Genomic DNA, 26,851 nt, shown 5'->3' with positions numbered 1-26,851 from the left:
ATCGGGTGGGCGACAAGCGCTGGGTAGCGATCTAGCGGCGGTACCTGGTCATCGGGACGGCCGGATCAATACGGGAGGACATGCTGGCCCTGGCGGCGCTCATCGCCCCGGATCTTCCCGTGATCGCGGACAGGATCCGGACGACGGACGACGATCCGCGAGGCGCGAATCGGGAAACGATGACACTCCGCCCCCGACCCGCAGGCACTACAGGCGATGGTGACCGAATTCGGCCGGCGCTACCCGCATATCCTGGAAATCGCAACGGCCGCGACCGGCGACGTCTCCGGCGTCGGCCAGGGCTGCGACGAGCAATTTGAGTTCGAATTCGCCCTCGATCTGCTGCTCGACGGCGCCGACAGGCTACACCGGCACGGTTGGAATTCACGCGGGACACAAGCAACCACTGGACCCCACGGAGGGTGGAGATGACGAACCTGACCCCACGGGTCGCAGCCTGGCAGCGATCGGGCACGTTCGAGCAGGTCGGAGGCCACAAGATCTTCCTACGCGAGCGCGCGGGAGCCGCGGATCTACCGCCGCTGCTGTTCCTGCACGGATATCCGTCGAGTTCCTACGACTGGCGAGACGCCTTCGACCTGATCGACGGGCATCCACTGGTTGTGTTCGATTTCCTCGGCTACGGACTGTCGGACAAACCGCGGGATGAGCAGTACTCGCTCCGAATACAGGCCGACATTGCCGAGGATTTGGCGCAACGGTTCGCGGGCAAGCCGGTCGTCATGGTGTCCCACGATATGGGCAGCTCGGTCGCGACCGAGATCATCGCACGCGACATCGACGGCACATTGTCGTTCACACTGAAGTCGGCGCTGCTGTTCAACGCGAGCCTGGTCCGGGAGCGGGCCAGCCTGCTGCGGGGACAGAAACTCCTGCTGAGCCGGTTCGGGCCGCTTGTCACGCGGCTAACCACCGAGTCGTCCTACCGCCGTTCGTTCAGGGGCATCTTCTCCCGGGCGCACCCGCTCGGCGCCGAGGAAGCGGCAGACCAGTGGTCGCTGCTGGCCTGCAACGATGGTCACCGCATGCTGGACAAGCTGATCTACTACAACCACGAACGCGTTACTCCACCGACCTCCGACCGCTGGCACAACGCATTACGCACCTGGCCCGGCCGGCTGGAGCTGGGTTGGGCCGAGCTGGACCCCATCTGCACCGAGGCCGTGCTCCAGGCGGTACTGCGCCTTCGCCCGCACGCCGTGGTGACCCGCCTGCCGGATTTGGGCCATTACCCCCAGATCGAGGACCCCGAGCGCGTCTACGACGTCATCCGGCGACACGCGTCGCAAGGGTGATCGACACGGGTCGATTGGCGCGCGACCCCGACAGGCGGCGATGCGGAGAAGCTCTCCCCGAAGCCCGCGCCGCCGCCATCGTGATCGGCGTGGTTGATGAACTCCACTGCGAATCCCATGCGGCCCATGCCGGCGCCACCCGAGTCGGCTCTCGCCCGGATGGTGAGATCCGCTGTCCGGCAGGGTGGCATCGAGGTCGGCAGCGAGCCGTCGACATCGATGAAGCGTCGTGTGTGATGCTGTCTGCCAGCAACTTTCGATTCGCCGGGGCGCTTCGTTGGCGCTGATCCGCAGCAGATCGGTCAATGCGCAACCGAGTCCGGCAAACCGACTTCGGCGAATTCGAAACCACCGGCGGCGGCATCTGGCGGATCGGCCCGGTGGCGCCCCCGCCGATCGCGGTGGTGTCGGACAACGGCCCCTGCTTCCGCGGAGAGGTATTCAAGACCGCATTCGCTGGGCCCGACCCGCTACTGCGACACGTCCGCACCCGGGTCCGGTCGCCGCACCAGGCGATCGACGACCGAGCGCCCAGCGCAGCCTTCATCGGCGGCCTCGTCCTCGAGAATTTCGCCGTGCGGACACCCACCCCGACCGTGCTGGCAGCGCAAGCACGGAAACCGTTGTAGCCCACCACGGACACACGCAAATCGGTGGTGCGGGCCGCACGTGCAGGGATACGGTCACCCAGTGCCTGATGCGATCTTCGCCGACTCTCGTCTGGCGTTGATCTATGACCAGTTCGAGGGCGCTCGCAAGGATCTGCTCGCCTATATCGATCTCGCCGACGAGCTCGACGCCGAGACGGTCCTCGATATCGGTTGCGGGACCGGCACTCTCGCTGTGCTGCTGGCGCGCGCGGGTCGCACGGTGGTGGCCATCGATCCAGCCGAGGCATCCCTCGAGGTCGCGAAGGCGAAAGACGCGCCACCGGGTATCACCTGGCTGCACGGCGATGCCACGGACGTACCGGCGACAGGTGCCGACCTGGCCGTCATGAGCGGGAATGTAGCGCAGGTGTTCGTGACCGACCACGAGTGGTCCAATGCCTTGAACGCCATCGGTCGAGCTCTGCGACCAGGCGGCCACCTCGTTTTCGAGACCAGACGCCCCGAGCGGCGTGCCTGGGAGGACTGGGCCCGCACGGGTCCTGTGGTCCGTGATGTCCTCGGCGTCGGACGCGTGGAGCAGCGTCTCGATGGCACTGCCGTACGGCTCCCGCTTGTCTCGTTCCGGCACACTTATACCTTCGCCCCGGACCGCGCCGTGATCGTGTCGGAGTCGACGCTGCGGTTCCGCCACCGGGCGGAAATCGAGGCAGACCTGCTCGCTCACGGGTACCGGGTCCGAGACGTTCGAGACGCGCCCGACCGTCCCGGACGAGAGTTCGTGTTCATCGCCGATAAGACGTCTTAGACCAGCTCCGAGGACACCACAGTCGGCATTACGGCTCATTCAGTCCGTGGCCATGACAGAGTCACCGCTGGCGGCCGGTGGTAGGTCGCCGCTGGCGGCCAGGTAAAAGTCCCCAATCCCTTGTTCACCCCGCGGTGTCAGTCCCCACGGCCGGATCATCGCCGGACTCGTCAGACGCCGCGACCGGCTCGAACCGCATGCTCATCGGCATGAGCGCTCAACCAGCCACGAGCCCATCCAGAAGCTTGTGCACGACATGCCTCGGCTATGCGCGCTGAAGCACGGAACGGTTCGGATAACTACACATATGCAACAAAGTCACAGGCCGCTGACCTGCGACTTTGCCATCCTGTGGGCCTAACGCTTCACAACCCGAACACCCTGACGGTGGTGGGGCCTGAGATCCGGATCAAGCCTGTGGGCATTCGCCACATGGCGTCGGGTGGTGATCGATGATGCCTGATGGTAATGGCCACATCCGTGGCCGTTCCCGGTTGCCATGGTCAAGATCTGAGGCTGAGACCGGAGGCGGCGAGCCGAGCAATGAACGCGTGTTTCCGGGAATGCCGGTTGTGTAGCGCGACCACCCGCTGGCCGAATGCCTGTTGCCGGCCGGAACGCTCGGCCACGGCGTGGAGGTCGGTCAGGATGGCGACGGCGGCGTCGTATTCGCGCGGCTTCACGGTCGCGATCAACGTCTCCACTCGTTCCCACGCGGTTTCCTCGTCCTGGTCCAACTCGTCGAGACGCCGCTCGCGCCGCCTTGCTTGCTCGGCCGAATGGCGAGCGCGTTCGGCCTCACGGGCGGCTTCCTCGCGGTTTTCCCGCTCTGCCCGGTGCCGCGCCGCGCCATCGAGGAGGTCGGCCACCGTCCGGGCGTCGGGCTCCGCGCGCTGATCGACCCGGGGGCCTCGGAACCGTCGCAGCAATTCCATACCCACAACCGCCGCATCGCCTGCGACCACTCGTGCCAGCAGCTGATTCTTCTCGGCGGCCGGAAGATCGGCGATCCACGCTGCAAGGGCCTGCGGATCATCGGCCGCCGGCCGCAGCGGCGGACTCGCCGTGGCGGCCACCGTCAGCAGGTCGTCGTCGAGCCGAAGGAAGTCGGCAAGGGCGCGTTGAGCAGCGGTGAGCTCGCCCAATCCCGGCGGCACCGCTGGTTCGGGTTCGTCGTCGTGGTCGCGGTCGAACGCCCACTCCTCGCGCTCCCAGCTCCCGTAACCGGCCAGCCACGCCAGATACAGTGGGCGCAGATCACCGGCGGCCAACTCTGCCCGCACACCCAGGATCGCCGGAAGCCACGACTCGGGGTCGCGATCCCACTCGGCCTCATCGTCCTCACTGGCCATATCCACAACCAAGTGCTCACCGGACGTCCAGGCGGCCATATGCTCGTCGAGGCAGTACTGCTCGACCATGTCGAGATCCAGCACCCGCTTCGGTAGCCGCAGCATTACCCGCCGAGAACCCCAGTTCGCCAGATACAGATGTGCGTCGTAATACTGCTCCACCATCCGGTCTGGCACTCCGCGGAAGTTGCCCCAGTGGTACTCGTTGACAAACGTAGTGCTGGTGACCCGGGCCCGCGTCGACAACGCCCGCACCTGCGCCTGCGCCCGCTCATCCAACGGCCGGTCGACGGCCACGAACTCGTAGTACTGGTACTCGCTCACCGCCACCTCGACAGCGCAGATTCTGCCCACATCATGATTGTCATTGCGCCACAGTAATTCCCCGATCTAGCTGGGGCTCTGCGGGCTCGGAAACAAGAGACCGGCATCGGGGAGGCAGACTGGTAGCCCGTGGAGCGCTACCCCGGCGAATTGGATGCCTTGCGGGCGGAGAACACCCGGCTGCGCCGGCTGTTGGATTTGACCGAGCAGCAGGCGAGAGCTGCCGATCCGGATCAGACAGCGACGATGTCGCGGGTCGATATGCGGTCGACGCCGCAACAGAAGGTCCAGTTCTATCTGGATCTGTTCCGATGCCGCCCGGACGTGTATGCGGTGCGATGGGAAAACCAGCAGGATGGTCGGTCCGGCTGGGTTCCGGCGATCCGGGGCCGGTGGCGCAAAGGCATGTCTCCAACGGAGGCACCGTACCTGCCGCTGACTAGTGACATGGTGGATCGACACCTGCGGGGAGAGCGCCACATCGGGCTGTACCCGCTCGCCGATGACGACACCTGCTGGTGGGTCGCTGCGGACTTCGACAAGGACACCGCGATGCTCGACGCCCTTTCCTATCTGAAAGCCGCTCGCGCCAAAGACATCCCCGCAGCTCTGGAGGTATCCCAGTCCGGTCGCGGTGCGCACGTGTGGATCTTCTTCGCCCAGGCAGTTCCGGCGACCGCGGCGCGACGCATCGCTACCGGCCTCCTTACCGAGGCAATCCAATTGCGCGGAAGCATGAACCTGTCCAGCTACGATCGGCTGTTCCCGTCGCAGGACACCCACACCGGCCGCGGCGTCGGCAATCTGATCGCCGCGCCGCTGAACGGTGCACGCAGACAGCACGGCACCACCCTGTTCCTTGACCCGGCTACGCTCGAACCCTTCGATGATCAATGGGCCTACCTGTCGAGCATTCCCCGCTTGTCACCGAAACAGGTCACCGTCTTGGCGGCCGCCCTACCGGAACCGAAGACCGGGCACGATGTGCGGCGGCTGCAGCTGCCGGACTCCTCGCGCATCGTGCCCCGCCCGGCCCCGATCGTGCGTGCAGAGTTCGGCGCCCGGCTCCGGCTCACCAGCGCCGATCTCGGTCCGGCGATGATCTCAGCGGTCAAACACGCCGCCGCGATTCCCAACCCCGAGTTCTATACTCGGCAACGGGCCCGCCGAAGCACCTGGGACACACCGCGTTTCCTGCGCAGCTACGACGAGACCGTTGAGGGAGATCTGATCCTGCCACGCGGACTGCTGCCGCTGCTCACTCGGCTCATCGAATCCGCTGGCAGCACATTACATCTCGACGACAACCGCACCAACGGCACCGAACAGTCCTACACCACCACCATGACACTACGGCCGGAGCAGGATGCGGCGGTCCGCGACGTCACCTGCGAGGACACCTGCGTCCTCGTCGCCCCGCCGGGAACCGGGAAGACCGTCATCGCCTGCGCCGCAATCGCCGCCCGGGCAACCAGCACCCTCGTGCTGGTCGACCGCAAAGCCCTCGCCGACCAATGGCGCGCCCGTATCGCCGACCACCTCGCCATTCGCTGCGGCCAGATCGGCGGCGGCCGATCGAAAACCACCGGCATCATCGACATCGCGCTCCTGCCGACTCGCGCCCGGCGCGCGAACGTCGCCGAACTCACCACTGGCTACGGGTTCGTCGTCGTCGACGAATGCCATCACATCGCTGCGACGGCCTTCACTGATGTACTCAACCAAATCCCGGCCCGCTACTGGCTCGGACTCACCGCCACCCCATACCGTCGCGACCAACTCGACGACCTCATCTACCACCAACTCGGATCCCGCACCCACACCGTCGAAACCACCGCCCCCGGACAACTGCCCAGCAACGGCGAAACACCCGCACCACACCCAGTCCTGCACATCCACCCCACTACGTTCACCTATACTGGCAATGCCGACCCCACCGATCCAGGAGGAATGGCCGACATCTACCGGGCCCTCCGTACCGACGAAGATCGCCTGCGACAGATCGTCACCGACGTGCTCGCCGCCCACCACGCCGACGCCAACATCCTGGTCCTCACCACCTGGATCGACCACCTTCACGCCCTCGTCGAGCGACTGACCACAGCCGGCTGCAACGACATCGTCATCCTCCGTGGCGGCATGAAAGCCCGTGACCGGCAAGCCATCACCGAAACCATCGCAGCCCGCACGAACGCGGGGACCCCGCTCCTGCTCGCCGGCACCGGCTCGTTCATCGGTGAAGGCTTCGATTGCCCCGCCCTCGACACCCTGTTCCTCGCCGCCCCCATCACCTTCAAAGGCCGCCTCGTTCAATACGTCGGCCGCATCACCCGACCCCGCCCCGGAAAAGACACCGCCACCGTCCACGACTACCACGACCAGCACACTCCCGTTCTCGCCTCGACACTGCACAAACGCGCCCCCGGTTACGTCACCCTCGGGTTTCCCGATCCCCGCAAGACCCGAGCCCGACAACCTGCCGCACCAGCAAATGACCACGCCGGAGACGACGACAACGCCCGAGACAGCGCTGTTGCGCTCGAATAGAGTTGCTGCCATGGTTGCCCCCGAGACCACCAGCACGATGCGACAGACCGAGCAGGAGGCCTTGGCCAACGTCCGAGCCGTACTGGAACTGGCCGCTGCGGGCCAACTACGGTGCAGCGACAAGACATCGCGGCCCGCCGCGGCAACCGTCCGCTCTATCGCTGGTGCGCTGGCCGACGGCGACTTCTATCCCGACGAACCGATCTCCGCATTCGCCTGGCCACTACTGCTGCAAGCCGGCGGCCTCGCGACCACCTCCGCCAGCAAGCTGCAGCTCACTCCCAAAGGCCGCACCGCGCTGCGGAAATCACCCGCCGACGTCATCGCGCACTTGTGGCGGCGCTGGCCCGCGCATGCGGTTGTCGATGAGTTCTCCCGAATCGAGCACATCAAGGGGCAACGCTCAAAAAACGTCCTCACCGCCGCCAAGACTCGCCGCGCCACCGTAGCCAGCGCACTCGAACACTGCGTACCCGACGACTGGATCGGCATCGACGAACTCTTCCGCACCATGCAACGAAAAGGACTACACCCCACCATCACCCGCAGCGACCGAGCCCGATGGAAGCTATACCTCGTCGACCCCGAGTACGGCAGCATGGGATACTCCGGCTACGGCGATTGGCCGATCCTGGAGGGCCGCTACACCCTCGCCGTGCTGTTCGAATACGCCGCCACTCTCGGCCTGATCGACATCGACTACACCGAACCGGCCGGCGCCCGAACCGATTACCACCACCAGTGGGGCAGTGACGATCTGGAATTCCTCAGCCGCTACGACGGACTGAACGCGATACAACGGACTGCGCTGGGGCGCTACGCCATCGGCCTCGCCGACCAGTACACACCCGCCCCCAACAAGAGGACGCGGGAGCTGACAGTTCTGTCCAACCACGACGTCGTCATCGGCGGCGACATATCTGCCGCGGACCGCCTGTTGCTCAGCGCCCACGCTGAGCAAACCAGCGACCGCGTCTGGACGATCACCACCGACAGCCTGTTGACAGCGATCGACGCCGGCCGCCGGTTGGCCGACTTCATGGATTTCCTGCTTGCCTGCTCCACCAAGCCACTGCCGGACACGCTCCGGGTACTGATCGGCGATGCCGAGCAACGCGCCGGCCGACTCGCCGATCTCGGCAGCGTCCGCCTGATCGAATGCGCCGACCCGGCGACCGCGACACTGCTGGCCCGCGACCGCACGCTTCGCACCCTGTGCCAGCCCATCGGCGACCGCCACCTGGCCATCAGGCCCGACCGGCTGCCCGAGTTCCGCCGCAGACTCCGCGCACGTGGGCATATCCTGCCTACCCCGGGTACCGAATCATGAACGATCAACCAGCACCCGACACCACCACCCCTGTTCGACGTCGTCCCGCACCGACCCGGGCCGAGCTGCAGGAAATGATCGACGAAGCCACCGTCGACTGTTACAACGACAGCGAATACGTCACAGGCTTCTATACCATGATCGAAACCCACCTCGCGATGCCGTTCCAGACAACAGTCCTCGACGTTGCGGTCACGGTCACCGGTGTGGACCTGACCATCGACAACGGCATCGTGGCCGTCTGCCGCCGCGGAAAGTCCCGTCAGCGAATACTGATCCTGGATCTACCACTACCGGAACCATTCCCGGACGGAGCCGAATGGATCGAGGCCTACCGCCACTGGAACAGGTAGCACGACCCCCAAACCAGGTCGGAGTCGAAGCGGAAGATCGGCTTTGGAAACCCAGCCGTCATGAATAGTCCGGCTCGTTGTCCTTCCCATCTGCAGGGGCCCCGCCCGAGAACCGAATCCTCTGTCGACAGTGTTCGTGCAATGAGCACGAAACGAGGGAGCTGCAGGCTATTGACCTGCAGCTTTGTTCATGGTGGAGCTAAGGGGACTCGAACCCCTTGATTTCCCGCCCAAAAGGGCTCCTGAGCTGGGCTTGAGCGATTTTCGTTCGCTTCTCGCGAACTAGCCGCGACCTGCTGGTTTACCGACCAAGTGTTGATGCCATCAACGCCGATCAACCGCAGGAACGAGCCTCGAATGACCACCGCACCCCCTCCCCTTGCAACGCCTGCCGCCAACGAACTCGCCAGAGCCCGGGCCGATCTCGCGAAAGCCACCACGGCCGCCAAGCTCGCCGCCGCCAAGCGCGCACGACTCGCCGCGGTCGTGCGCGCCCTCGAGGCCGAGGCCGAAATCGAAAGCATGCGCATCCAGGCCCGCGGCGACCGAGAGCGCGCCGAGGCGGCCGAGGAACTCGCCCGGGGCGCCGAGGACGCCCTGTGTGACTCGCAGCGTTAGTTGGCCAGAGTTCCAGGGCGAGTTGGCCATCGAGGATGGGGACCAGCTCTCCTGATCAAGACCGACCAACGGCAACGAACCGCGCTCGAGGGAATCCGAGAGCCGGCAACCCGCGCCGACGAGAAGCGTCCGGTGAGAGACTCGATCTCGTGGATATTGAGGACGCTACTCAGACGCCCGAATCACACGTTTGGCGCATCGAGGCCCGCGAGTATGCCCGCCACGAAACGCGCCGGGGACGCCGGTTCGCCTACCCTGAACTCGATCCCCAGCACACTGCGCTGATCGTGATCGACATGGTGCCGTTCCACGTTGCCGACAGCGCCTACTGCCGCGGGATCGTGCCCAACATCAATCGGATGGCCGAAACACTGCGCACAGCAGGCGGAACCGTTGCCTGGGTCCTGCCCGGCACGGGCAAACCGACTGCGACAGCCATCGAATTCTTCGGCCCCCGAATTGCCGAAACCTACAGCAGTTCAGGCGGTTCCGGCCCGCTGCGCACCCGGCTATGGTCGGAGCTGGCCACCCACGACGATGACCTGTTCGTCGACAAATCCGCGTTCAGCGCCTCCTTCCCTGATCGATCCACGCTGCCACAGATACTCGAACAGCGACACATCGAAACGATCCTGATCACGGGAACCGTCACCAACGTATGCTGCGAATCCTCGGCGCGCGATGCCGCCACCCTCGGCTTCCGGGTGATCATGGTCGCCGACGCCAACGCCGCCCGCCGCGACCGGGACCACAACGCCACACTCCACACCATTTACAGATCATTCGGCGACGTGCGCCCAACATCGGACGTGCTCGGCATGATCGACACTGCCACGAGAATCTGACCGGTACTCTCCGCCGAACCAACAGATGGTTGGCCAACTATCGATGAGACTGGCCAGCTACCGCTGCGAGTCACACCCTGGAGCACGGGCAGGCGGCGCACCTGGTCGAGGAACGCGCACACGCCACGGAGGTCGAGCGGCTCAAATCGGCAGCGACGCAGAAGCGTTCAGCGCGCAACGGCCCGGCGTCGAATAGCAACACGGTGACGTCATTGCGACGCGACCCTGCCGCGACTGCGTCGCCACTCCCGGTAACCGTGCAGTCGTCTGCGGATTCGGGAGTCGCTAGACCGGTGTCGGTAACGGATTCCCGCGGTGCACTGGCACCGTGATGCCCTTAACCAGATGTAACGCTCAGCCGACGCGTGTCATGTATTCGCGTATTCGTGCTCAGCCCCTCGCCGAGCCAGAGGGCCACACGATGACGACAGGCAATCCTTTGTTCTGGGCTGAGGCGACAACGCTGCCGGTGCCGCCTCCTTCACCCGGTTGACCGTCCCACACGGCAATCAATCTGTCGCAGGTGCTGAGAACTGCCTCGTTCGCCGCCTCGTAAGCCTCGCGACCGGCATCATCGAAGTCCATGACGCGCACGGCTTCCGCGCGGCACAGCAACTGGTCGAACAGTTCGGCGTGATCCGCCTTCACCTTGCGCTCACGGTAATTTCGCGACGGCAGAACCACCTCGAGTCGGCCCCCGACATCCAGCACGGCCTTCGCGAACAGCGAATCCGAACCGCGGGCAATACAACTCACCCCGACCAGCTCGGACGGTTCCCCAGCGCCGCTCAGGTAACGCGTGATCTCGTCGCAGACAAGTGGCACCGTGCCCTCGGTGATATTCTCATATGACCGGTTACGCCGATCCGCACTCTCATCTCCCTCTACACAACGTTGACCAGCGGCTTCATGGCGTCCCGGAATTCCGCGACCGCAGCCACATTGGTCAGTTCCGCCGTTCGCTTGTATACCCGCTGTAGCTTCCTTTGCACCCGGTGCGAGCCGGTCTGCTCGACTACCTTCAGAGCCTCGTTACCCAGACGGCACGCCTCATCCAGCTCCCCCTCGATCAACCGTGCCTCGACAATCCCCAGCCGATCCAGCGCCGAGCTACGCAACCGCTTCGGCCGACGCAACGCGATCGCCTGATCGATGGACTGCGCCGCCTTGTCGGCGAATCCCGAGTCGTGGTGCGCCAGTTCGAGCAACCGACCACCGAGTGTGCCCGCAATCTCCGCTTCGTCGAAGTAGCCAATCCAATACGGGTCTTCGGACGGATCCGACTCACTGAAGGCGGCGTATGCCTTATCGGCTGCCCGGTGAAATGCTGACGGCCGCTGCAGTTTGGCGTACGCCCACCCGCGAGCGCCTGCGAAACCTGCCAACGATCCAACGCTTCGCCGTCACCGGTCTCGCCGCCGAGGACGCCGAAGCAATCGCGATCGTCGTCGACGGCCAGGAGCACCGCGAGCCCATCGGCGTCGACGGACTCGCATTCGCGTTCGCCCGCGCGCGCGGAGACTCCGAGCCGGAGGTCATCGTCCACACCCGCGACGGACGCGCCGTGACTGCGGTGCGTTGATGGCGCCGTAGACGCCGCGACGACGGATAGACACGAAAATAGCGCCGCGCCAGGGACTTAGGATCCTGGCGCGGCGCCATCTGGGGGATCGTTAATCGAACAGGATCTCGTCGGGGGGATCCCGCCACTTTGCTTGCTGGATAGGAGATCTCATGCGCCGGATTGCCGTCGCCCTCATCATTCCCGCCGCGCTGCAGCTCGCCGCGTGCGGATCGTCCGCGACGTCGGTTAGCACCTCGGCCACCGCGGCGCCATCGACGACCTCCGTCGACGCGCCTGCGGCCACCGCGTCAGCTCCGGCTGGCCTTTCATGCGCCGATATCGGCGGCGTCTTCGTCGTGCACGGCACCGATGGCCGCGGCGACTGCGAACCGGCCGATCAGCGCCCGCACTGCCACGTGGCGCCCCAGCTGCAGGACGACAACTACGTGCCCGTTTTCGTGCTCGATCCACCGTTTCCCCAAGGCACCGTCAGCGCGGCCGAGGTGCAGACGGCGCTGAGCGCCGCGAGCAACGCGGACTGCTGGAAGATGCCAGCCGGTCAGTAGCGCGGGCCCGTCCATTGCGGCAGCCTCGGTATCACCTTGATCAGGCGTAGCCAGGCAGGGACACCTTGGCTGGCATGCCCTGCCCGCACGGTGTCGGTCGCCGTAACCGTCTCGGCAGTCTGCACGGCCAGGGTCAGGCGTCGGTTGTCGATGCGGTGTCGTAGGCGGGAACACCAACGAGCACGGTCGCGGTGTCGTAGGTCTGTTCGTCCAGCGCGACCGTGGCCGTATCGGTCGCAGAGCTCGAGTCGGTGGCTTGCGTCGCTGCCGTCACTGTTGCCGAATCGGTCGCGGCCCCAATCCGCGATCTCGTGATGGCCGAGCTCAGCGCCTGACCTAATGGGGCCGGCCAACTGTTTGCCACTCAGGCGGTGGCGGTGTGAAAGACTGGCCACCCGATTTCGGTGCGCCAGGCCGTTTCGTCGCGGGTGTCTTGGGGGCCGACGAGGAAGTATTCGCGAATGGGCTCATCGACGGGGATCGCGTGTTGGGCGACGTGGGTGGCCAGGGCGCCGTAGGCCAGGTCGAAGTCGTGATACGAGCCGGCGTGCACAACGGTGACCAGTTCGGCGGCGGGCACCACGAGTTCGATGAGGCGTCCGGTGCGTCGGATGTCGCCGGCTAACGGGACGAAAACCGTCGCCCGTCCTCGTTCATTGGCAACTAGCTCGTCGGCGAAGATGCCCCCCGCCGTTCCGCGGATGCGCGCGCCTCGAGCGGTTACTGTGGCGTGCAGCTCCGCCAACGCTCCATGGACCCACGTCAGCGCATCACTGAAGTTGACGACCTCGCTGATCGCGACGGCGTCGGTCGCTTCGACTCTGCGGTAGCCGATCCGGCCTTCCAAGGCAGCAGGTCCGGGTTCGAGCAGTTCACGCAGCGACTCAACGGCGCGCTTGGTGTGCGCGAGTTGGGATTCCAGTCGCATGAGGTGCGCGTTGATCAGTTCGTTGCGGTGACGAATGTCGGTGGTGCTCATCATGGTGCGGATCTCGTCGAGCGGCATTTCTAGAGCGCGGAAGCGGCGAATGATCTGTGCTGCGGAGATCTGGTCGGTGCTGTAGCGGCGGTAGCCGGTGGCGCGATCGACGTCGACGGGCTCGAGCAGCCCGATCTGGTGGTAGTGACGCAGCATCTTCACGCTCAGCTGCGTCGCACGGGAGAAGTCCCCGATGGCCAACAGCGTGGGTGAACTCATGACTTCAGTGTGCACTCTCCCATCGAGGGAGACTTACGCCCTGGACGGGCCTTGACTCGCCCACGATGTGAGCGCGCACGGTGGGATCACCGGCTGCACCACGCACCGGCCACGAATCGGGAGACAAGAGTATGAAAGAGATCGACCTGACCGGGATTGTCGCCGAACATATCGACGCGATCAACGCCCGCGACCTCGATCGCGCGGTCGCCACGTTTGCCGAGGATGCCTACGTCAACGACAACCACCGCGAATTCGTCGGAATCGACGCCATCCGCCGCTGGGTGGCCAAGGAGATGGTCGGCGACAAAGTGACGATCGACGTTCGCGAGGTGCTCGATCATTACGGCGACACCGTAGTGCGCGGAACCTACGACGGTGCGTTCGACCGGACCAATTTGCCCGACGAGATTGTTCTGACGAACTACTTCAGCGTGCGCGACGGCAAGATCGCCAGCCTGGTGATCGTCTTCAACCAGCCCGCCGACTACTGACCTGGTACAGCGGCACCGCAGTTGTATCAATTGGCATTCCCTCATATTTGGAGAGGAGCAAATCATGGTTACGGTTCCCGCCGGATACGACGATCTGCTGGAACGCCCGCTGTACGGGCATCTGGCGACGACCCGGCCTGACGGTGCGGTGCAGGTGAGTCCGATGTGGTTCGACTGGGACGGCGAGTTGCTTCGGTTCGCGCACACCACCAAGCGGCAGAAATACCGCAATGTACAGATCAACCCGCGGGTGGCCATGTCGATCTCGGATCCCGACGATCCATACCGCTACCTGGAAGTGCGCGGCAACGTCGAGCGCATCGACCCTGATCGAGGGGCGAGCTTCTTCCTGCGTATCGCCGACCGCTACAAAGGCTCGGAGCCTCCCCCGGACGCCCCGCCCCCGGGGCAGGCTCCCGCCGACGCCCCGGACTGGGTGGTCATCGTGGTGCGCCCGACCGGGTTCAGCAAGCATTAGCCCAGCCAGCAGTGGCCCCGAGACCGGACCAGGTGTGCACGGTCGTACCGGTTGCCCGGGCCGTCGATCTCACCGTGCCGAGAAGCCACTTCGGCACCGAACCGAAAGGGTAGAGCATGCGATTCGTCACAGCGTCGCAACACGGGTCTCCTGACGTGTTGTTCGTCGAGGATCGGCCGGTTCCCCAGCCGGGGCCCGGCGAAGTGGTCGTCGAAGTGAAGGCCGCCGGCCTCAACCTCATGGACACCTACGTCCGTCGCGGCATGCCCGCGGCCCACTTCAACCATGAACCGCCGCTCAGTCTGGGGGTCGACGGAGCGGGTATCGTGACGGCGGCCGGTGACCAGGCCACCGCGAAGGTGGGCGACCGGGTCGCCTGGGTGGGTGTCCCGGGGAGCTACGCGGACATGGTGGCAGTACCGAACGATAGCCTCGTGCCGATTCCCGAAGGGGTGAGCTTCGAAGCTGCCGCGGGCGGGCTGATGCAGGGGATGACGGCACAGTACCTGACCCACGTGTCCGTCCCTGTCTGGCGGGATGCGGTGGTGCTCGTGCACTCCGCCGGCAGCGGCGTCGGCCGCATGCTCACCCAGTTGGCCGCCCACCGGGGTGGCCGGGTAATCGCCACGGTGTCACGGGCGCACAAGGCGGGCGCGGCCCGCGAGGCCGGTGCCTGGCAGGTGCTGGTGCGTGATGAGATCGAGGACCTGGGCTCGACGATCCGGGAACTGGTCGGCGGCAACGGTGTGGACGTGGCGTTCGACGGAACCGGAAAGGCGCTGTTCGATGTGAGCGTCTCGGTCCTACGCGTCGGCGGGATCTTCGTTACGTACGGCTACTCGGGCGGGCTGATTCCGCCCATCGACCTGCTGGACGTGCCGCACGGGGTGCACCTTGTGCGTGCCCGGCCCGATGGCCCGGAACTGACGGCCGCGCAGTGGCGTCGGCGCGCAGAACAGGTGATGGGGTGGATCGAGGACGGCACTCTGAACGTCCTGATCGACCGCACCTACCCTCTCGAAGACGCTGCCGCCGCCCACCGGGATCTCGAATCCCAGGAGACCGTCGGCAAGCTCCTGCTCCTCCCCTGACCGCCCTGTAACCATAAGTACATTATGCAACTATGCATGACGACCTGTTAGAATTCAGTAGAATTGCTGTCTACATCTAGCATATTGCATAACTCTATTATATAATTGTCTTATGGAGCGGGCACGTGGTTCAGAGATCCGAGAGGACATCGCCGAGGCCCTGGACGTGGGGGCGGCGCTGCTGACGCGGCATCTCGCCCGGGGCACCAGCCTGACGGCGCGTGCAGTATTGGCAACACTGGACGAGGAAGGTCCGACTCGGCTGACGGCACTGGCGTCGGCGACCGGCGCCAGTCAGCCGGCAACAACGCAACTGGTGGGGCGGTTGGAGCGGGACGGCTTGCTCGATCGCCTGGTCGACCCCGACGATGCCCGCGCCACCTTGGTGGCGATCACCGACGTGGGGCGGGCGCTGCGGTCGGAGTTGCGCCAGTCGCAGCACGAGCGTCTGGGCGAACTGCTGGACGTGCTGTCTGTTCACGATCAGGTGACCTTGAGCCTGGCCATGCGGGCGGCTTTGCCGCTGCTTCGGCAGCTGACCCGTCACGCCGCCGAAAATCCGCAGCCCCAGCAGGCTCCCGCGTCGCTGACCACGTGACCGAGTCCGACCCCGGTTCGTAACCCGGGTTCAGCCGGATCGGCTCGGACACCGCTTCATGGCAGACCGACAACGTCGTCGGTCTCCGAAATCGTTCGCTGACCGACAACGCCGCCGGCCTCCGAAATGCATTCCCAGCGGAAGGTTCATTCCACGAGGAGGTTTCGATGTCCACCGATACCGGTGCCGAGCGGCTCGCGCGCCGCATTCAAGACTTGTCCGCCACCGACGCGCAGTTCGCCGCTGCCCGCCCGGACGAGGCGATCACCGCAGCGATCCAGCAGCCGGGACTGCGGCTGCCGCAGCTTGTGCAGACCGTGATGGACGGCTACGCCGACCGGCCCGCACTCGGGCAGCGCGCGGTGCAGTTCGTTACGGACCCAGCCACCGGCCGCACCGCGGCCCAGTTGCTGGCCCGTTTCGAGACCATCACCTACGCCGAATTGTGGGACCGCGCCGGCGCGATCGCCGCCGCTTGGACGAACGAGTCGGTGCGGCCCGGGGACCGCGTGTGTGTCCTGGGTTTCGCCAGCATGGACTACGCGACCGTCGACCTGGCGCTGATGCGCCTGGGGGCAGTAGCAGTGCCGTTGCAGACCGGCGCCGGGGTCACCCAGTTGCGGTCCATTGTCGCCGAGGCCGAGCCGACCGTGATCGCCGCCAGCATCGACCAGCTGTCCACCGCCGTCGACCTGATACTGACCGGCGACGCTCCCGCTCGGCTGGTCGTGTTCGACTATCACGGCGAGGTCGACGACCACTCCGAGGCGATCGAAGCCGCCCGCGCCCGGTTGGCCGAAGCGGGCGGCCCGGCGGTCGCGGAAATCCTGGCCGATGTCGTCGCACGCGGCAAGCGACTTCCCGCTGTGCCGGCGTTCGTGTCCGGCGAGCCCGATCCGGTGCGGCTGCTGATCTACACCTCCGGCAGCACCGGCGCACCCAAGGGTGCGATGTATCCCGAGCGGCTGATCGCGAACTTGTGGCGCCGGTCGCGCGGACCGTCCTGGCCGAATGGCGCTGCGTCCATCACCCTCAACTTCGTGCCGATGAGCCATGCCATGGGCCGGCATATCGTGTATGGGTCGCTCGGCAGCGGCGGCACGGCCTATTTCGCGGCCAAGCCCGACATGTCGACGCTGTTCGAAGACCTGGCGCTGGTGCGCCCGACCGACGTGATGTTCGTGCCGCGCGTCTGGGAGATGCTCTTCGATGAGTACCACCGTCGATTGGACCGGCGGTCTGTCCACGGCACCGACCAGGAGACACTGAACGCGGAGGTCACGGCCGAATTGAGCCGAAATCTGTTCGGTGGGCGGGTCGTGTCGGCGATCACCGGCTCCGCCTCTCTGTCAGCCGAGGTCAGGGCATGGGCCGAACGGTCCCTCGACCTGCATGTACTGGAAATGTACGGCTCCACCGAGGACGGATTCGTGTTCGTCGACGGCCGGGTGCAACGTCCGCCGATGCTGGACTACAAGCTCGCCGACGTTCCTGAGCTGGGGTACCTCCGCACCGATCAGCCCCACCCGCGAGGCGAGCTGTTGGTCAAGTCCGAGGACATGTTCGCCGGCTACTACAAGCGGCCGGACGTCACCGCTGAGGTGTACGACGCAGACGGTTATTACCGCACCGGCGACATATTCGCCGAGATCGCACCGGGGATATTCCAGTTCACCGATCGGCGCAACAACGTGATCAAGTTGTCCCAGGGCGAGTTCGTCGCAGTCTCCAAGCTGGCGGCCGTATTCGAAACCAGCCCGCTGGTTCACCAGATCTACCTCTATGGCAACAGCGCCCGCCCCTACCTGCTGGCGGTGATCGTGCCCACCGGCCAGGCCCTCGCCGACCATGCCGGCGACGAGCTGAAACCACTGATCAGCGCATCGCTACAGGATGTAGCGAAAGCGGCCGGGCTGCGCTCCTACGAGATCCCGCGCGACTTCCTCATCGAACCGGCGCCGTTCAGCCAGGAAAACGGCCTGCTGACCGGCATCGGCAAAATAGCGCGCCCCATACTGAAGCAACGCTACGGCCAGCGGCTGGAACGGCTGTATGACGATCTGGCCCAGGGGCAGGACAACGAGCTGCGCCGGCTCCGCCGCGAGGGCGGCGACCAGCCGGTGCTGCAGACGATCAGACGGGCCGCGGCAGCGCTGCTCGGCACAGCGGACACCGAGCTGCGTCCCGATGCACAGTTCAGCGACCTGGGCGGAGACTCGTTGTCCGCGTTGACCTTTGCCAACCTGCTACACGAGATCTTCGGCATCGACGTGCCGGTGGGTGTCATCATCAGCTCGGCCGCCGACCTGCAGACCCTCGCCGACTACATCCAGGCGCAGCGACAGCCCGGCGCCGAACGGCCTGCCTTCGCCGGCGTGCACGGCCGCGCAGGCGACGGGGAGGTCACCGAGGTGGCCGCCCGCGACCTGACCCTGGACAAGTTCATCGACGCCGCGACACTGGCGGCTGCGCCGACGCTGCCGCGGCGCCGCGCACGCGTGCGCACCGTGCTGCTTACCGGTGCGACCGGGTTCCTGGGACGGTTCCTGGCCTTGGAGTGGCTGGAGCGGCTGGCCCCCGCCGGTGGCACACTGATCTGTCTGGTACGCGGCAAGGATGACACCGCCGCCCGGGCCCGGCTGGACCGGACCTTCGACAGCGGAGACCCGGTGCTACTGGCGCACTACCGCGAGCTGGCCGCCCAGCACCTGCAGGTGATCGCCGGCGACAAGAGCGAACTGCACCTCGGGCTGGATCAACAGACCTGGCAGCGGCTGGCCGATATCGTCGACCTGATCGTCGACCCGGCCGCCCTGGTCAACCACGTGCTGCCCTACATCCAGCTGTTCGGCCCCAACGTGGTAGGCACCGCCGAACTGATCCGGCTCGCGCTGACCACCAGGATCAAGCCGTACGGCTACGTGTCGACCCTCGGAGTCGGTGACCAGATCCCACCGTCGCAGTTCACCGAAACCGCCGACATCCGCACCATCAACCCGACCCGCAGACTCGACGACAGCTACGCCAACGGCTATAACACCAGCAAGTGGGCCAGCGAAGTGCTGCTGCGGGAGGCGAACGATCGGTGCGGGCTGCCAGTGGCCGTGTTCCGCTGCGACATGATCATGACCGACACCGAATACGTCGGTCAGCTCAACGTGCCCGACATCTTCACCCGGCTGATGCTGTCCCTGGTCGCCACCGGTATCGCGCCCTACTCGTTCTACGAACTCGACAAGGACGGCAACCGCCAGCGCGCCCACTACGACGGCCTGCCCGTCGACTTCATCGCCGAAGCGATCGCCGCCCTGGGCACCCAGCTGGAAACCGGAGTCGAGACATATCACGTGGCCAATCCGTACGACGACGGCATCGGGCTCGACCAATACGTCGACTGGCTCATCGCCGCCGGCCACCCCATCCAACGCATCCCCGACTACCACGACTGGCTGGACTGGTTCGAGACCGCCATGCGTGCCCTGCCGGACCGGCAGCGCCAGCATTCCGTGCTGCCACTATTGCGCTTTTACCAGCAACCCGCACCGCCGCTGCGGGGAGCCCCCGCACCGGCCGAACGGTTCCACACCGCGGTACAGGAGGCGAAAATCGGCCCGGACAAAGACATTCCACACATCACCACGCCGATAATCGTCAAATACATCACCAACCTGCAACAGCTCGGACTGCTGTAACAGCGCGGAGTTTTCCGGTTATTTCGCCAGCTTCGCGGCAGCATTCACAGCCCCGGCGAGCTCCGCATCCAAATGAGCACATAAGGAGCCACATGACAGTGAAGACTCCCCGGCCGACATCGCCGCGTATCACCCCGCTCCCCCCGAGAGGCCGCGACATCGAGGCCAAGTCGGAGATCGACAAGTTCGGCTCCAGCGGAACGGACAATACCTTCGATACGCTGTCCCGTCATCCGCGCTTGCTCAGCACCTGGATGCCGTTCTCGGCCTGGCTGGCGGTCGAGAGTGAGCTCCCGCCGCGCCTGCGTGAGCTGAGCATGATGCGCACCGGGTGGCATTGCCGATCCGAGTACGAGTTCGGGCAACACGCCGTGCTGGGGCGCAAGGTGGGCGTCACCGACGAGGAAATCGCCCGCGTGAAGGAGGGCCCCGACGCCGTGGGGTGGAGCGAGGAGGAAGCGGCGCTACTCCGCGCCGCCGACGAACTCCATGAAGATGCATGCATCAGTGACGAAACCTGGGCCGTGCTCTCCAAACACTTCACCGAGCGCCAACTCATCGAGGTACCGTTCCTCGCCGGCCAGTACCACCTCGTTGCCTACATACTCAACAGCCTCGGTATCGAACGCGAACCGGGTCTCCCCGGTTTCGACGCCTGACAGGCTTGCGGGCCGAGCCGGTGCCGTCGATCCAGAGGTCCTGCGCCAGCACCTCATAGGCTGCCACTCGCTATCTGCTGCACCCAGCCGGTCATGGCATCGAAATAGCCGGGCGCGAAGGCTCCGAGCGGCGCGCCCGGACCAGGTGTGCAGAGAGGTACGCTGAAGTTGCGACAGGTTTGTTGGCGGATAGCGCCGACTCTCGACTGTCTGGCCTGGCTAAATCAACTAGGGTGGGTACCAGCTCAGGCGGGGGTTGGAATGCAAGCAAGTACACCGTTTGCCAGTCGGGTGGTCACGGGACGGCATAATGGATGACACGTCAGTTGGTGGCAAGGACACCGCCTCAGCGGAGGTGTTCGGGCGCTATCGGCTGTTGTCGCTGCTGGGGCAGGGTGGCATGGGCCAGGTGTGGCGGGCGCATGATTCGCTGACCAACCGGGTGGTGGCGGTCAAGGTGTTGCCCGAGCGCTTCGCCGATGACGAGGAGCTGCGCGAGCGGTTCCGCCGGGAGTGCCGGGCGGTGGCGCAGTTGGCCGAGCCGCATGTGATCCCCATCCACGATTTCGGCGACATCGACGGTCGGCTGTATCTGAATATGCGTTTGATCGAGGGCACCGACCTGCGTGCGGTGATCAACCGAGAAGGGGCCTTGTCGCCCCGGCGGGCAGTGGCGATCGTCGCACAGGTGGCCGGCGCGCTGCAGGCGGCCCACGACGTCGGGCTGGTCCATCGCGATGTCAAACCCTCCAACATCCTGCTGGGGGCCGATGAGTTCGCCTACCTGATCGACTTCGGGATCGCCCACGCCACCGATGACCGTACGCTGACCTCGATCGGCGAGACCCTCGGCACCGTTGCCTACATGGCGCCGGAGGAGATCAGCGCAGAGGTCAAGGCCGATGCCCGAGCGGACGTGTACGCGTTGACGTGCGTGCTGTATGAGTGCCTGACCGGCCGGCCACCGTTTGCGAGCGCAGCGGGGGTGCAGGGTGTGATCGCCCATCACCTGAATACCCCGCCGCCGCGTCCCAGCACCATTACACCCGATCTACCGGCTGCGTTCGATGCGGTCATCGCCAAGGGAATGGCCAAAGACCCCGACGATCGTTACCAGACCGTGCACGAGCTGGCCGCGGCGGCCCGCGCCGCGGTGGGCGATTCCGCGGTCAGCACCACCGAGGGCGTGGCTGCGCGCCATGGGCGGCGAATCAGATTGTCGCCCAAGACCGCCGGACTGCTCGCCGCCGCGGTCGCGGTTATGGTGGTGGCCGCCATAGCGGTCGTCATCGGCGTCCGCCTCGGATCAGGCGGTGGCAACTCACCCACACCTATCACCTCGGGCTACTCGGCACAGACTCCGCTGCCGTTCACCGGCGTCAGCTCGCCCACCGATGTGGCTGTCGACGTGGCGGGCAATGTATACGTCACCGACATGGGTAACGATCGGGTGGTGAAATTGGCGGCTGGCGCATCGACGCCGACCCCGCTGCCGTATACCGGCCTGAGTAATCCCCAGGGTGTGGCGGTCGACACGGCGGGCAACATCTACGTCACCGACACGAGTAACAATCGGGTGGTGAAATTGGCGGCGGGCGCGCCGACGGCGACCCCGCTGCCGTTCACCGGGCTCAAGGATCCCCAGGGTGTGGCCGTCGACACGGCGGGAAACGTGTACGTCGGCGACCGGGGTAATGATCGGGTGGTGAAGTTGGCCGCGGGCGCGTCGGCGCCGACCACGCTGCCGTTCACGGGGCTCCAAGATCCCCTGGGGGTGGCGGTCGACACGGCGGGCAACGTATACGTGACCGAATTGAGTACCGAGCGGGTCGTGAGGTTGGCGGCGGGCGCGTCGGCGCCGACCACGCTGCCGTTCACCGGGCTCAAGGATCCCCAGGGTGTGGCCGTCGACACGGCGGGAGACTTGTACGTCGTGGACTGGGGTAATCAATGGGTGGTGAGGTTGGCGGCGGGCGCATCGACGCCGACCCCGCTGCCGTTCACCGGCCTGAAGAATCCCCAGGGTGTGGCCGTCGACACGGCGGGCAACATTTACATCACCGACCTGGGCCCCGATCCGGTGGTGAAACTCCCGGTCCGCTGAGCCCCGTTCCGCGTAATTCGGTGGTGATGCTCCCCCAGTTCTACGGAGTCGGATTGCTTGACTTCTTGGTCACGACGTCGCTGTTGCGGGAGTCGCCCGTTCCCGGGCTGAATCGTTGATGATCGACGTTCGCCACACGCCAACTGGTCGGCGGCTGAACCATCGCGATGTCCTGCTGCCGCCGCAACCAGCGGAACCCGCTCGATAAGCGGCAATACGGCGCATTGAGCATCGGTACGCACGGAGGGCTTGCCCCGACCCTACGTCAGGGTTGGCATGACGAACAACAGCAGCCGAGGCTGGCAGTAGGTGGGTCGTCGCTTCTCCGGGAAGTCCACCCAAGGGACGAGGCCATGCTCAGCGGTCGCGATGCCGAGGTCGATTCGGTTCCTACGCCGCGGTTTTCAACCGCCCGTGAGTAGCACCCTGTGCCCGGGCGTGCCCTGGCGGATAATGTCGCTCACTAGGAGTAGCGGTTGGATAGTTCTGCGCCGATTCGGGCCAGGTGGGTTTGGACGGACGGCGGTTCAACCACGTCGAGCATCGAGCCCCAGCCGGCCAGATGTCGAGCGATATCCAATGCCGTCGGCGCGCCGACGCGCACGGTGGCACGGCCGTCCTCGAGTTCCCGGTCGAGCGTGCAATGCCGCCCGAACTGGTCGCGCAGAACCGGCACGAACCGGGCTTCGACGAGCACCGTTGCCCAGGTGCGTGATCGTTGCTGCTCCACCTCTCCAACGACCTGGTCCCACGCTGCGGCGAGCGCGAAATCGTCGGGCCGCTCGGCTTGGTGTTGCGTCGCTTCAACGGAAGGACAACGACATGCTGCGAGGGCTCACCACCGTCAACCTGTTCGCCGACGACGTCACCGCGGCGGCAGCCTGGTACACCGCGTTTCTCGGCACCGAGCCGTATTTCGTACGCGAAATCGCCGGGACGCCCGCCTACGCCGAGTTCCGCATCGGCGACTACCAGCACGAATTGGGCATCGTCAACAGTCGATTCGCGGCCCATGGCCACTCGGAAAGCGCCGAGGGCGCCGTAATCTACTGGCACGTCGACGATGCCGCCGCCGCCGTCGATCGGCTCGTCGAATTGGGTGCGACCGTCCACGAGAAAGTGGTCGAGCGCGGCCCAGGCTTCGTCACCGCATCCGTCGTCGACCCGTTCGGCAACATCCTCGCCGTGATGTACAACCAGCACTACCTGGACGTTCTCGCCTCCTGGTCGCGGGCGTGAAATGAGCACATTTCTCGCAAGCACGACTGCCGACTGGCGTGCCTGGCTGGCCGCGAACGGCCGCTCCGAAAAGGAGATCTGGCTGGTTATCCAGCATAAAGACAGTCCAACCCCGAGCGTGCGGTACCACGAAGCCATCGAGCATGCGCTCTGTTACGGCTGGATCGACAGCCACGCCCGCAAGCACGACGCGGACAGCTCCCTGCTGCGGTTCAGTCCGCGCACCCCGCGCAGCACCGCCATGACCGAACGCGGCCTGATGACCGAACACGGCCAAGCCATGGTCGACTTGGCCAAGGCCGCAGGTACCTGGCAGCTGCCCCCCGACGCCGAGACCATCCCCGACGATCTGTTCGACCTGCTCGACCGAAATGCGGCCGCTCGCGAGAACTTCCACAACTTCCCACCGTCAGCCAAACGTCTCATCCTGGAATGGATCGCATCCGCCAAGAAACCCGAGACCCGCCACCGCCGTATCGATCGCACCGTAACCCTCGCCGCCGACAACATCCGCGCCAACCACCCCCGGACAGCACGGCCGACCTGACCCCGTTCCATCGATATTCGCTGCCGGCCTGCCGCTTTCAACTTCCGATAATCGACTACTTAAGACTTGATGCCAGGGCTTGATCCCGGCCAGGATCAGTCCCAGGTACCCGGTGGGAAGCTCCCTAATCGGCTGCCCGCCAGAGTTATCGGTGTGGCTCGCTAATGGCTTGCGTCCCATCGGGTTACCGTGCGGGCGTGGCTGGAAAGGGGTTTGCCCTGGCTCGAAGTAGCGGTGCCTTCCCGCACGGATACCTCCTCCGTCGATCTGGAAGGACACCGATGCCGGTCATCATCGGAATGGACCCGCACAAACGCTCGGCCACCATCGAGGTCATCGATGCCGAGGACAGGATTCTGGCCACTGGACGCTACGGCACCGACACCGCCGGATATTCTGAAATGCTAGCTGCGGCACAGGGTTTCCTGGATCGGGTGTGGGCGATCGAGGGCTGCAACAGCATCGGCCGCCATCTCGCGCACCACCTCGTGCACGACGGAGGAACCGTGATCGATGTGCCCGCGAAACTGTCGGCGCAGGTGCGAGTGTTCGCCACCGGCAACGGCCGCAAAACCGACCCGGTCGACGCGCATCCAGTGGCGTTGGCGGCCTTGCGGTCGCCGAATCTGCGTCGGGTGCAGGTGGACCCGGAGCTGGTGGCGTTGGGCTGCAGATTCCGCGGCGCGGATGCGGCTGCGGGTGGTCGGTGAGTTGATCGACGACCTGGAGGTCCTCGACGCCCGCGTCAAGGCCGCGGACAAGGAATTGCGGCAACTGGTCACCGCGGCGGGTTCCACACTGATGGAATTGCCCGGTATCGACCTCTCCTGCGCAGCCCGGCTGCTCGTCGAGGGTGCGCTCACTGTCGATCGTCGACACAAATGGCAGACGTTGGCTGACTCACCCCGGCCGTGCAGTGACAGCAAAGGCGATCGAAAGCATTCGACCGTTCTGATCGCTTCCTGCATTGCTCGCTCATCGGCTACCGCGCATCGTCAGCGTCGAGCGATCGGACTACGTCCACCCGCAGGACCTGCAGCCGGGTGTCGGCCTGGCTCCGCTCATTGCCCAGTTGGAGGGTGGGGTTTCGTTTGTATGAATCGGTCAGCCGATAGTTGCACAGTGACCCATGGTGAAATGGGTTTCGCCTGTACGAATCAGGCTGGCCGATTCTTCAGCGATGATCCGCACCGGACGACTCGCCGCGCCGGCCGTTCCCACCACAAACGGCGGCCGGCCGCGTGAGACACTCAGCGACCGTGGCTCTCTGCTCGGGCAGATTTCTTCGGCAGGCTTGCGTCCTCGCTGTTGGCGTCCTTCTCATCTTTACGATGACGGTCGATTTCTCGCCCGCCCCGGCATCGGCAGCCAACTGCACCACGGAGCCGACCCATGGCACCGTGACCCGATTTGTTGGGAACCGGATGTACGCCCTCAATGTACCGCCGGGTCTGAAAGGTCCGGCTCCGCTGATGATCAGTTTGCACGGTACGGGAGACACGGCGGCAGGCATGGAGGCGGAGACGGGTTGGAGCAGCTACGCCGCGGCTCACCACTTCATAGTCGCCTATCCACAGGGCATCGCCCTTGACCAAACCTGGCACTTCGAGCGGGGGTCCATCGATGTGGCGTTCTTGACCGGTCTGGTCCGCAACGTCGAATCGACCTGGTGTATCGACGCACGGCGGGTCTACGCCGAGGGCTGGTCGAACGGCGGCATCATGGCGCAGCGACTGGCATGCGACGCTGCCGACGTGTTCACCGCCGTCGCAGGGTGGGAAAGCAGCGACGCGATCGACCCGAACCCCGCGACGTTCAGCCTCGGGACACCGTGTCTACCCGGACGCCCGATTTCGGTCGGGATATTCCAGGGCCGGCTCGACCCGATCTCGAGCCCTATAGTCGGTGCGATCAACACCCAAAGCTGGATCAGCCGGGACAACTGCCCGAGGAAGGCGGTGACGTCCACGTCCACCATGTCCACCGATCTGTTTGGCGCCTTCACAACGCCCGGGCCCTGTGCGGATGCAACCGGGTTGGTGTGGCGTTTGGAATTCAATACTGCGCATGAGTGGCCGACCGGCCCCATCGGTGAGGACTTACGCGGTCGAATCTGGAGCTTCCTGTCCAGCTATTCGCTGCCGTAGGTCGGCTAGGTGACTGGTGTTTTTCATGCGGTGACGTATGCAATAAATTCGCAGGCCGTTGACCTGTGACTTTACTGGCGTCGAGTACACCACCATCCTCGCCAAACTACGGGAACGTGGCGTCCCCACCCGCGACACCCACGGACGGCCCCGTCCCGTAAGCATGTAGCTGGTCCACCGACAGCGCCTGTCGGGTCGTGACTACGGCCCCGGTACGCTCGGCCGCCGCGAACCCTCCACCACCACCAGCCACTTGCCGAGATCCGAAGCCGCGTCTTGTAACGCTGAGGCAATCGCCGCGTCTGCTGAGCGGATTATGTAAGAAGGTACCCGTTCGGCGCTTACCGCAGTTGATGTGGCTGGGGTGACGCCT

At 65.4% G+C, this 26,851-nt stretch carries 27 protein-coding genes and 1 pseudogene; 22 read left to right on the top strand and 6 right to left on the bottom strand.

What is annotated here, in order from left to right:
• The first annotated feature begins 216 nt into the window (after nucleotides 1-216).
• The 4 genes from ABH933_RS25660 to ABH933_RS25645 all read left to right on the top strand — a co-directional run bounded on the left by ABH933_RS25660 (nucleotide 217) and on the right by ABH933_RS25645 (nucleotide 2,732).
• Entirely contained in the window at nucleotides 217-432 is a 216-nt protein-coding gene (locus tag ABH933_RS25660; RefSeq protein ID WP_429426358.1) for a hypothetical protein, read from the top strand.
• On the top strand, nucleotides 429-1,316 hold the full coding sequence (locus tag ABH933_RS25655) for an alpha/beta fold hydrolase (protein WP_429426360.1): 888 nt from the start codon (nucleotides 429-431) through the stop codon (nucleotides 1,314-1,316). The genes ABH933_RS25660 and ABH933_RS25655 overlap by 4 nt, the downstream gene beginning before the upstream one ends.
• 305 nt (nucleotides 1,317-1,621) lie before the next feature.
• Entirely contained in the window at nucleotides 1,622-1,945 is a 324-nt protein-coding gene (locus ABH933_RS25650; protein WP_429426361.1) for a hypothetical protein, read from the top strand.
• Nucleotides 1,946-2,006: 61 nt separating this feature from the next.
• Complete coding sequence (locus ABH933_RS25645; protein WP_429426363.1) at nucleotides 2,007-2,732, top strand: class I SAM-dependent methyltransferase; 726 nt, start codon at nucleotides 2,007-2,009, stop codon at nucleotides 2,730-2,732.
• A gap of 503 nt (nucleotides 2,733-3,235) precedes the next feature.
• Here the strand turns inward: ABH933_RS25645 and ABH933_RS25640 are convergent.
• A complete protein-coding gene (locus tag ABH933_RS25640; protein ID WP_429426365.1) occupies nucleotides 3,236-4,438 on the bottom strand; it encodes a hypothetical protein in 1,203 nt (400 codons plus the stop codon).
• A 99-nt stretch (nucleotides 4,439-4,537) separates the two neighbouring features.
• Between ABH933_RS25640 and ABH933_RS25635 the strand changes: the two genes are divergently transcribed.
• From ABH933_RS25635 to ABH933_RS25615, 5 genes are all read left to right on the top strand, one after another.
• Nucleotides 4,538-6,955: a TOTE conflict system archaeo-eukaryotic primase domain-containing protein gene (locus ABH933_RS25635; protein ID WP_429426367.1), complete on the top strand. Its 2,418-nt coding sequence runs from the start codon at nucleotides 4,538-4,540 to the stop codon at nucleotides 6,953-6,955.
• A gap of 10 nt (nucleotides 6,956-6,965) precedes the next feature.
• A complete protein-coding gene (locus ABH933_RS25630; protein ID WP_429426369.1) occupies nucleotides 6,966-8,285 on the top strand; it encodes a helicase-associated domain-containing protein in 1,320 nt (439 codons plus the stop codon).
• On the top strand, nucleotides 8,282-8,638 hold the full coding sequence (locus ABH933_RS25625) for a hypothetical protein (protein ID WP_429426371.1): 357 nt from the start codon (nucleotides 8,282-8,284) through the stop codon (nucleotides 8,636-8,638). The genes ABH933_RS25630 and ABH933_RS25625 overlap by 4 nt, the downstream gene beginning before the upstream one ends.
• A gap of 357 nt (nucleotides 8,639-8,995) precedes the next feature.
• Entirely contained in the window at nucleotides 8,996-9,256 is a 261-nt protein-coding gene (locus ABH933_RS25620) for a hypothetical protein (protein ID WP_429426373.1), read from the top strand.
• A 149-nt stretch (nucleotides 9,257-9,405) separates the two neighbouring features.
• Nucleotides 9,406-10,101, top strand: coding sequence for an isochorismatase family protein (locus tag ABH933_RS25615; RefSeq protein WP_429426375.1), 696 nt, complete (start codon nucleotides 9,406-9,408; stop codon nucleotides 10,099-10,101).
• 390 nt (nucleotides 10,102-10,491) lie between these two features.
• Here ABH933_RS25615 and ABH933_RS25610 read toward each other — a convergent pair whose 3' ends face one another.
• Entirely contained in the window at nucleotides 10,492-10,926 is a 435-nt protein-coding gene (locus ABH933_RS25610; RefSeq protein ID WP_429426377.1) for a hypothetical protein, read from the bottom strand.
• A 59-nt stretch (nucleotides 10,927-10,985) separates the two neighbouring features.
• Nucleotides 10,986-11,309: a hypothetical protein gene (locus tag ABH933_RS25605; protein WP_429426379.1), complete on the bottom strand. Its 324-nt coding sequence runs from the start codon at nucleotides 11,307-11,309 to the stop codon at nucleotides 10,986-10,988.
• Nucleotides 11,310-11,401: 92 nt separating this feature from the next.
• Here ABH933_RS25605 and ABH933_RS25600 point away from each other — a divergent pair, with 92 nt between their 5' ends.
• Both ABH933_RS25600 and ABH933_RS25595 read left to right on the top strand, forming a co-directional pair.
• Nucleotides 11,402-11,683 (top strand): hypothetical protein, encoded by a 282-nt coding sequence (locus ABH933_RS25600; RefSeq protein WP_429426381.1) that lies wholly within the window; start codon nucleotides 11,402-11,404, stop codon nucleotides 11,681-11,683.
• Between the two features lie 152 nt (nucleotides 11,684-11,835).
• Nucleotides 11,836-12,231 carry a hypothetical protein gene (locus ABH933_RS25595; protein ID WP_429426383.1) on the top strand — a complete coding sequence of 132 codons (396 nt, stop codon included), beginning with the start codon at nucleotides 11,836-11,838 and terminating at the stop codon, nucleotides 12,229-12,231.
• Nucleotides 12,232-12,364: 133 nt separating this feature from the next.
• Here the strand turns inward: ABH933_RS25595 and ABH933_RS25590 are convergent, their stop codons facing one another.
• Complete coding sequence (locus ABH933_RS25590) at nucleotides 12,365-12,505, bottom strand: hypothetical protein (protein WP_429426385.1); 141 nt, start codon at nucleotides 12,503-12,505, stop codon at nucleotides 12,365-12,367.
• 90 nt (nucleotides 12,506-12,595) lie between these two features.
• Entirely contained in the window at nucleotides 12,596-13,411 is an 816-nt protein-coding gene (locus ABH933_RS25585; protein ID WP_429426387.1) for a MerR family transcriptional regulator, read from the bottom strand.
• A 149-nt stretch (nucleotides 13,412-13,560) separates the two neighbouring features.
• Here ABH933_RS25585 and ABH933_RS25580 point away from each other — a divergent pair, with 149 nt between their 5' ends.
• The 7 genes from ABH933_RS25580 to ABH933_RS25550 all read left to right on the top strand — a co-directional run bounded on the left by ABH933_RS25580 (nucleotide 13,561) and on the right by ABH933_RS25550 (nucleotide 22,545).
• The gene (locus ABH933_RS25580; RefSeq protein ID WP_429426389.1) at nucleotides 13,561-13,923 is read left to right on the top strand and encodes a nuclear transport factor 2 family protein; all 363 of its coding nucleotides are present in this window, start codon (nucleotides 13,561-13,563) and stop codon (nucleotides 13,921-13,923) included.
• Between the two features lie 64 nt (nucleotides 13,924-13,987).
• On the top strand, nucleotides 13,988-14,401 hold the full coding sequence (locus tag ABH933_RS25575; protein WP_429426391.1) for a PPOX class F420-dependent oxidoreductase: 414 nt from the start codon (nucleotides 13,988-13,990) through the stop codon (nucleotides 14,399-14,401).
• Nucleotides 14,402-14,517: 116 nt separating this feature from the next.
• Nucleotides 14,518-15,492, top strand: a complete 975-nt coding sequence (locus ABH933_RS25570; protein ID WP_429426392.1) for a quinone oxidoreductase family protein — start codon at nucleotides 14,518-14,520, stop codon at nucleotides 15,490-15,492.
• 112 nt (nucleotides 15,493-15,604) lie between these two features.
• On the top strand, nucleotides 15,605-16,090 hold the full coding sequence (locus ABH933_RS25565; protein WP_429426394.1) for a MarR family winged helix-turn-helix transcriptional regulator: 486 nt from the start codon (nucleotides 15,605-15,607) through the stop codon (nucleotides 16,088-16,090).
• A gap of 167 nt (nucleotides 16,091-16,257) precedes the next feature.
• A complete protein-coding gene (gene car / locus ABH933_RS25560; RefSeq protein ID WP_429426396.1) occupies nucleotides 16,258-19,782 on the top strand; it encodes a carboxylic acid reductase in 3,525 nt (1,174 codons plus the stop codon).
• 92 nt (nucleotides 19,783-19,874) lie between these two features.
• Entirely contained in the window at nucleotides 19,875-20,441 is a 567-nt protein-coding gene (locus ABH933_RS25555) for a carboxymuconolactone decarboxylase family protein (protein ID WP_429455113.1), read from the top strand.
• 310 nt (nucleotides 20,442-20,751) lie between these two features.
• On the top strand, nucleotides 20,752-22,545 hold the full coding sequence (locus tag ABH933_RS25550; protein ID WP_429426400.1) for a serine/threonine-protein kinase PknD: 1,794 nt from the start codon (nucleotides 20,752-20,754) through the stop codon (nucleotides 22,543-22,545).
• 463 nt (nucleotides 22,546-23,008) lie between these two features.
• Here ABH933_RS25550 and ABH933_RS25545 read toward each other — a convergent pair.
• Nucleotides 23,009-23,338: pseudogene (locus tag ABH933_RS25545) on the bottom strand (helix-turn-helix transcriptional regulator); the annotation flags it as partial.
• Nucleotides 23,339-23,367: 29 nt separating this feature from the next.
• On the opposite strand from ABH933_RS25545, the gene ABH933_RS25540 reads away from it, so the two are divergent.
• From ABH933_RS25540 to ABH933_RS25525, 4 genes are all read left to right on the top strand, one after another.
• Complete coding sequence (locus ABH933_RS25540; protein WP_429426402.1) at nucleotides 23,368-23,784, top strand: VOC family protein; 417 nt, start codon at nucleotides 23,368-23,370, stop codon at nucleotides 23,782-23,784.
• A gap of 1 nt (nucleotide 23,785) precedes the next feature.
• Complete coding sequence (locus tag ABH933_RS25535; protein WP_429426404.1) at nucleotides 23,786-24,331, top strand: YdeI/OmpD-associated family protein; 546 nt, start codon at nucleotides 23,786-23,788, stop codon at nucleotides 24,329-24,331.
• A gap of 281 nt (nucleotides 24,332-24,612) precedes the next feature.
• Complete coding sequence (locus tag ABH933_RS25530; RefSeq protein ID WP_429426406.1) at nucleotides 24,613-25,041, top strand: IS110 family transposase; 429 nt, start codon at nucleotides 24,613-24,615, stop codon at nucleotides 25,039-25,041.
• A 621-nt stretch (nucleotides 25,042-25,662) separates the two neighbouring features.
• On the top strand, nucleotides 25,663-26,478 hold the full coding sequence (locus tag ABH933_RS25525; RefSeq protein WP_429455111.1) for an alpha/beta hydrolase family esterase: 816 nt from the start codon (nucleotides 25,663-25,665) through the stop codon (nucleotides 26,476-26,478).
• The last annotated feature ends 373 nt before the right edge of the window (nucleotides 26,479-26,851 follow it).

This window comes from Nocardia sp. GP40, assembly GCF_050434125.1.
GTDB lineage: Bacteria > Actinomycetota > Actinomycetes > Mycobacteriales > Mycobacteriaceae > Nocardia > Nocardia albiluteola.
This window is presented reverse-complemented; position numbering and strand designations above follow the sequence as displayed.

What these genes read in the sequence shown, in the direction of transcription:
- ABH933_RS25575 (WP_429426391.1), top strand. Translation starts at nt 13,988, where the DNA reads ATGGTTACGGTTCCCGCCGGATACGACGATCTGCTGGAACGCCCGCTG.
- ABH933_RS25550 (WP_429426400.1), top strand. Translation starts at nt 20,752, where the DNA reads ATGGATGACACGTCAGTTGGTGGCAAGGACACCGCCTCAGCGGAGGTG.
- ABH933_RS25660 (WP_429426358.1), top strand. Translation starts at nt 217, where the DNA reads ATGGTGACCGAATTCGGCCGGCGCTACCCGCATATCCTGGAAATCGCA.
- ABH933_RS25565 (WP_429426394.1), top strand. Translation starts at nt 15,605, where the DNA reads ATGGAGCGGGCACGTGGTTCAGAGATCCGAGAGGACATCGCCGAGGCC.
- ABH933_RS25595 (WP_429426383.1), top strand. Translation starts at nt 11,836, where the DNA reads ATGCGCCGGATTGCCGTCGCCCTCATCATTCCCGCCGCGCTGCAGCTC.
- ABH933_RS25580 (WP_429426389.1), top strand. Translation starts at nt 13,561, where the DNA reads ATGAAAGAGATCGACCTGACCGGGATTGTCGCCGAACATATCGACGCG.
- ABH933_RS25650 (WP_429426361.1), top strand. Translation starts at nt 1,622, where the DNA reads ATGCGCAACCGAGTCCGGCAAACCGACTTCGGCGAATTCGAAACCACC.
- ABH933_RS25525 (WP_429455111.1), top strand. Translation starts at nt 25,663, where the DNA reads ATGACGGTCGATTTCTCGCCCGCCCCGGCATCGGCAGCCAACTGCACC.
- ABH933_RS25620 (WP_429426373.1), top strand. Translation starts at nt 8,996, where the DNA reads ATGACCACCGCACCCCCTCCCCTTGCAACGCCTGCCGCCAACGAACTC.
- car (WP_429426396.1), top strand. Translation starts at nt 16,258, where the DNA reads ATGTCCACCGATACCGGTGCCGAGCGGCTCGCGCGCCGCATTCAAGAC.
- ABH933_RS25535 (WP_429426404.1), top strand. Translation starts at nt 23,786, where the DNA reads ATGAGCACATTTCTCGCAAGCACGACTGCCGACTGGCGTGCCTGGCTG.
- ABH933_RS25600 (WP_429426381.1), top strand. Translation starts at nt 11,402, where the DNA reads ATGCCTTATCGGCTGCCCGGTGAAATGCTGACGGCCGCTGCAGTTTGG.
- ABH933_RS25570 (WP_429426392.1), top strand. Translation starts at nt 14,518, where the DNA reads ATGCGATTCGTCACAGCGTCGCAACACGGGTCTCCTGACGTGTTGTTC.
- ABH933_RS25555 (WP_429455113.1), top strand. Translation starts at nt 19,875, where the DNA reads ATGACAGTGAAGACTCCCCGGCCGACATCGCCGCGTATCACCCCGCTC.
- ABH933_RS25530 (WP_429426406.1), top strand. Translation starts at nt 24,613, where the DNA reads ATGCCGGTCATCATCGGAATGGACCCGCACAAACGCTCGGCCACCATC.
- ABH933_RS25630 (WP_429426369.1), top strand. Translation starts at nt 6,966, where the DNA reads ATGGTTGCCCCCGAGACCACCAGCACGATGCGACAGACCGAGCAGGAG.
- ABH933_RS25655 (WP_429426360.1), top strand. Translation starts at nt 429, where the DNA reads ATGACGAACCTGACCCCACGGGTCGCAGCCTGGCAGCGATCGGGCACG.
- ABH933_RS25625 (WP_429426371.1), top strand. Translation starts at nt 8,282, where the DNA reads ATGAACGATCAACCAGCACCCGACACCACCACCCCTGTTCGACGTCGT.
- ABH933_RS25540 (WP_429426402.1), top strand. Translation starts at nt 23,368, where the DNA reads ATGCTGCGAGGGCTCACCACCGTCAACCTGTTCGCCGACGACGTCACC.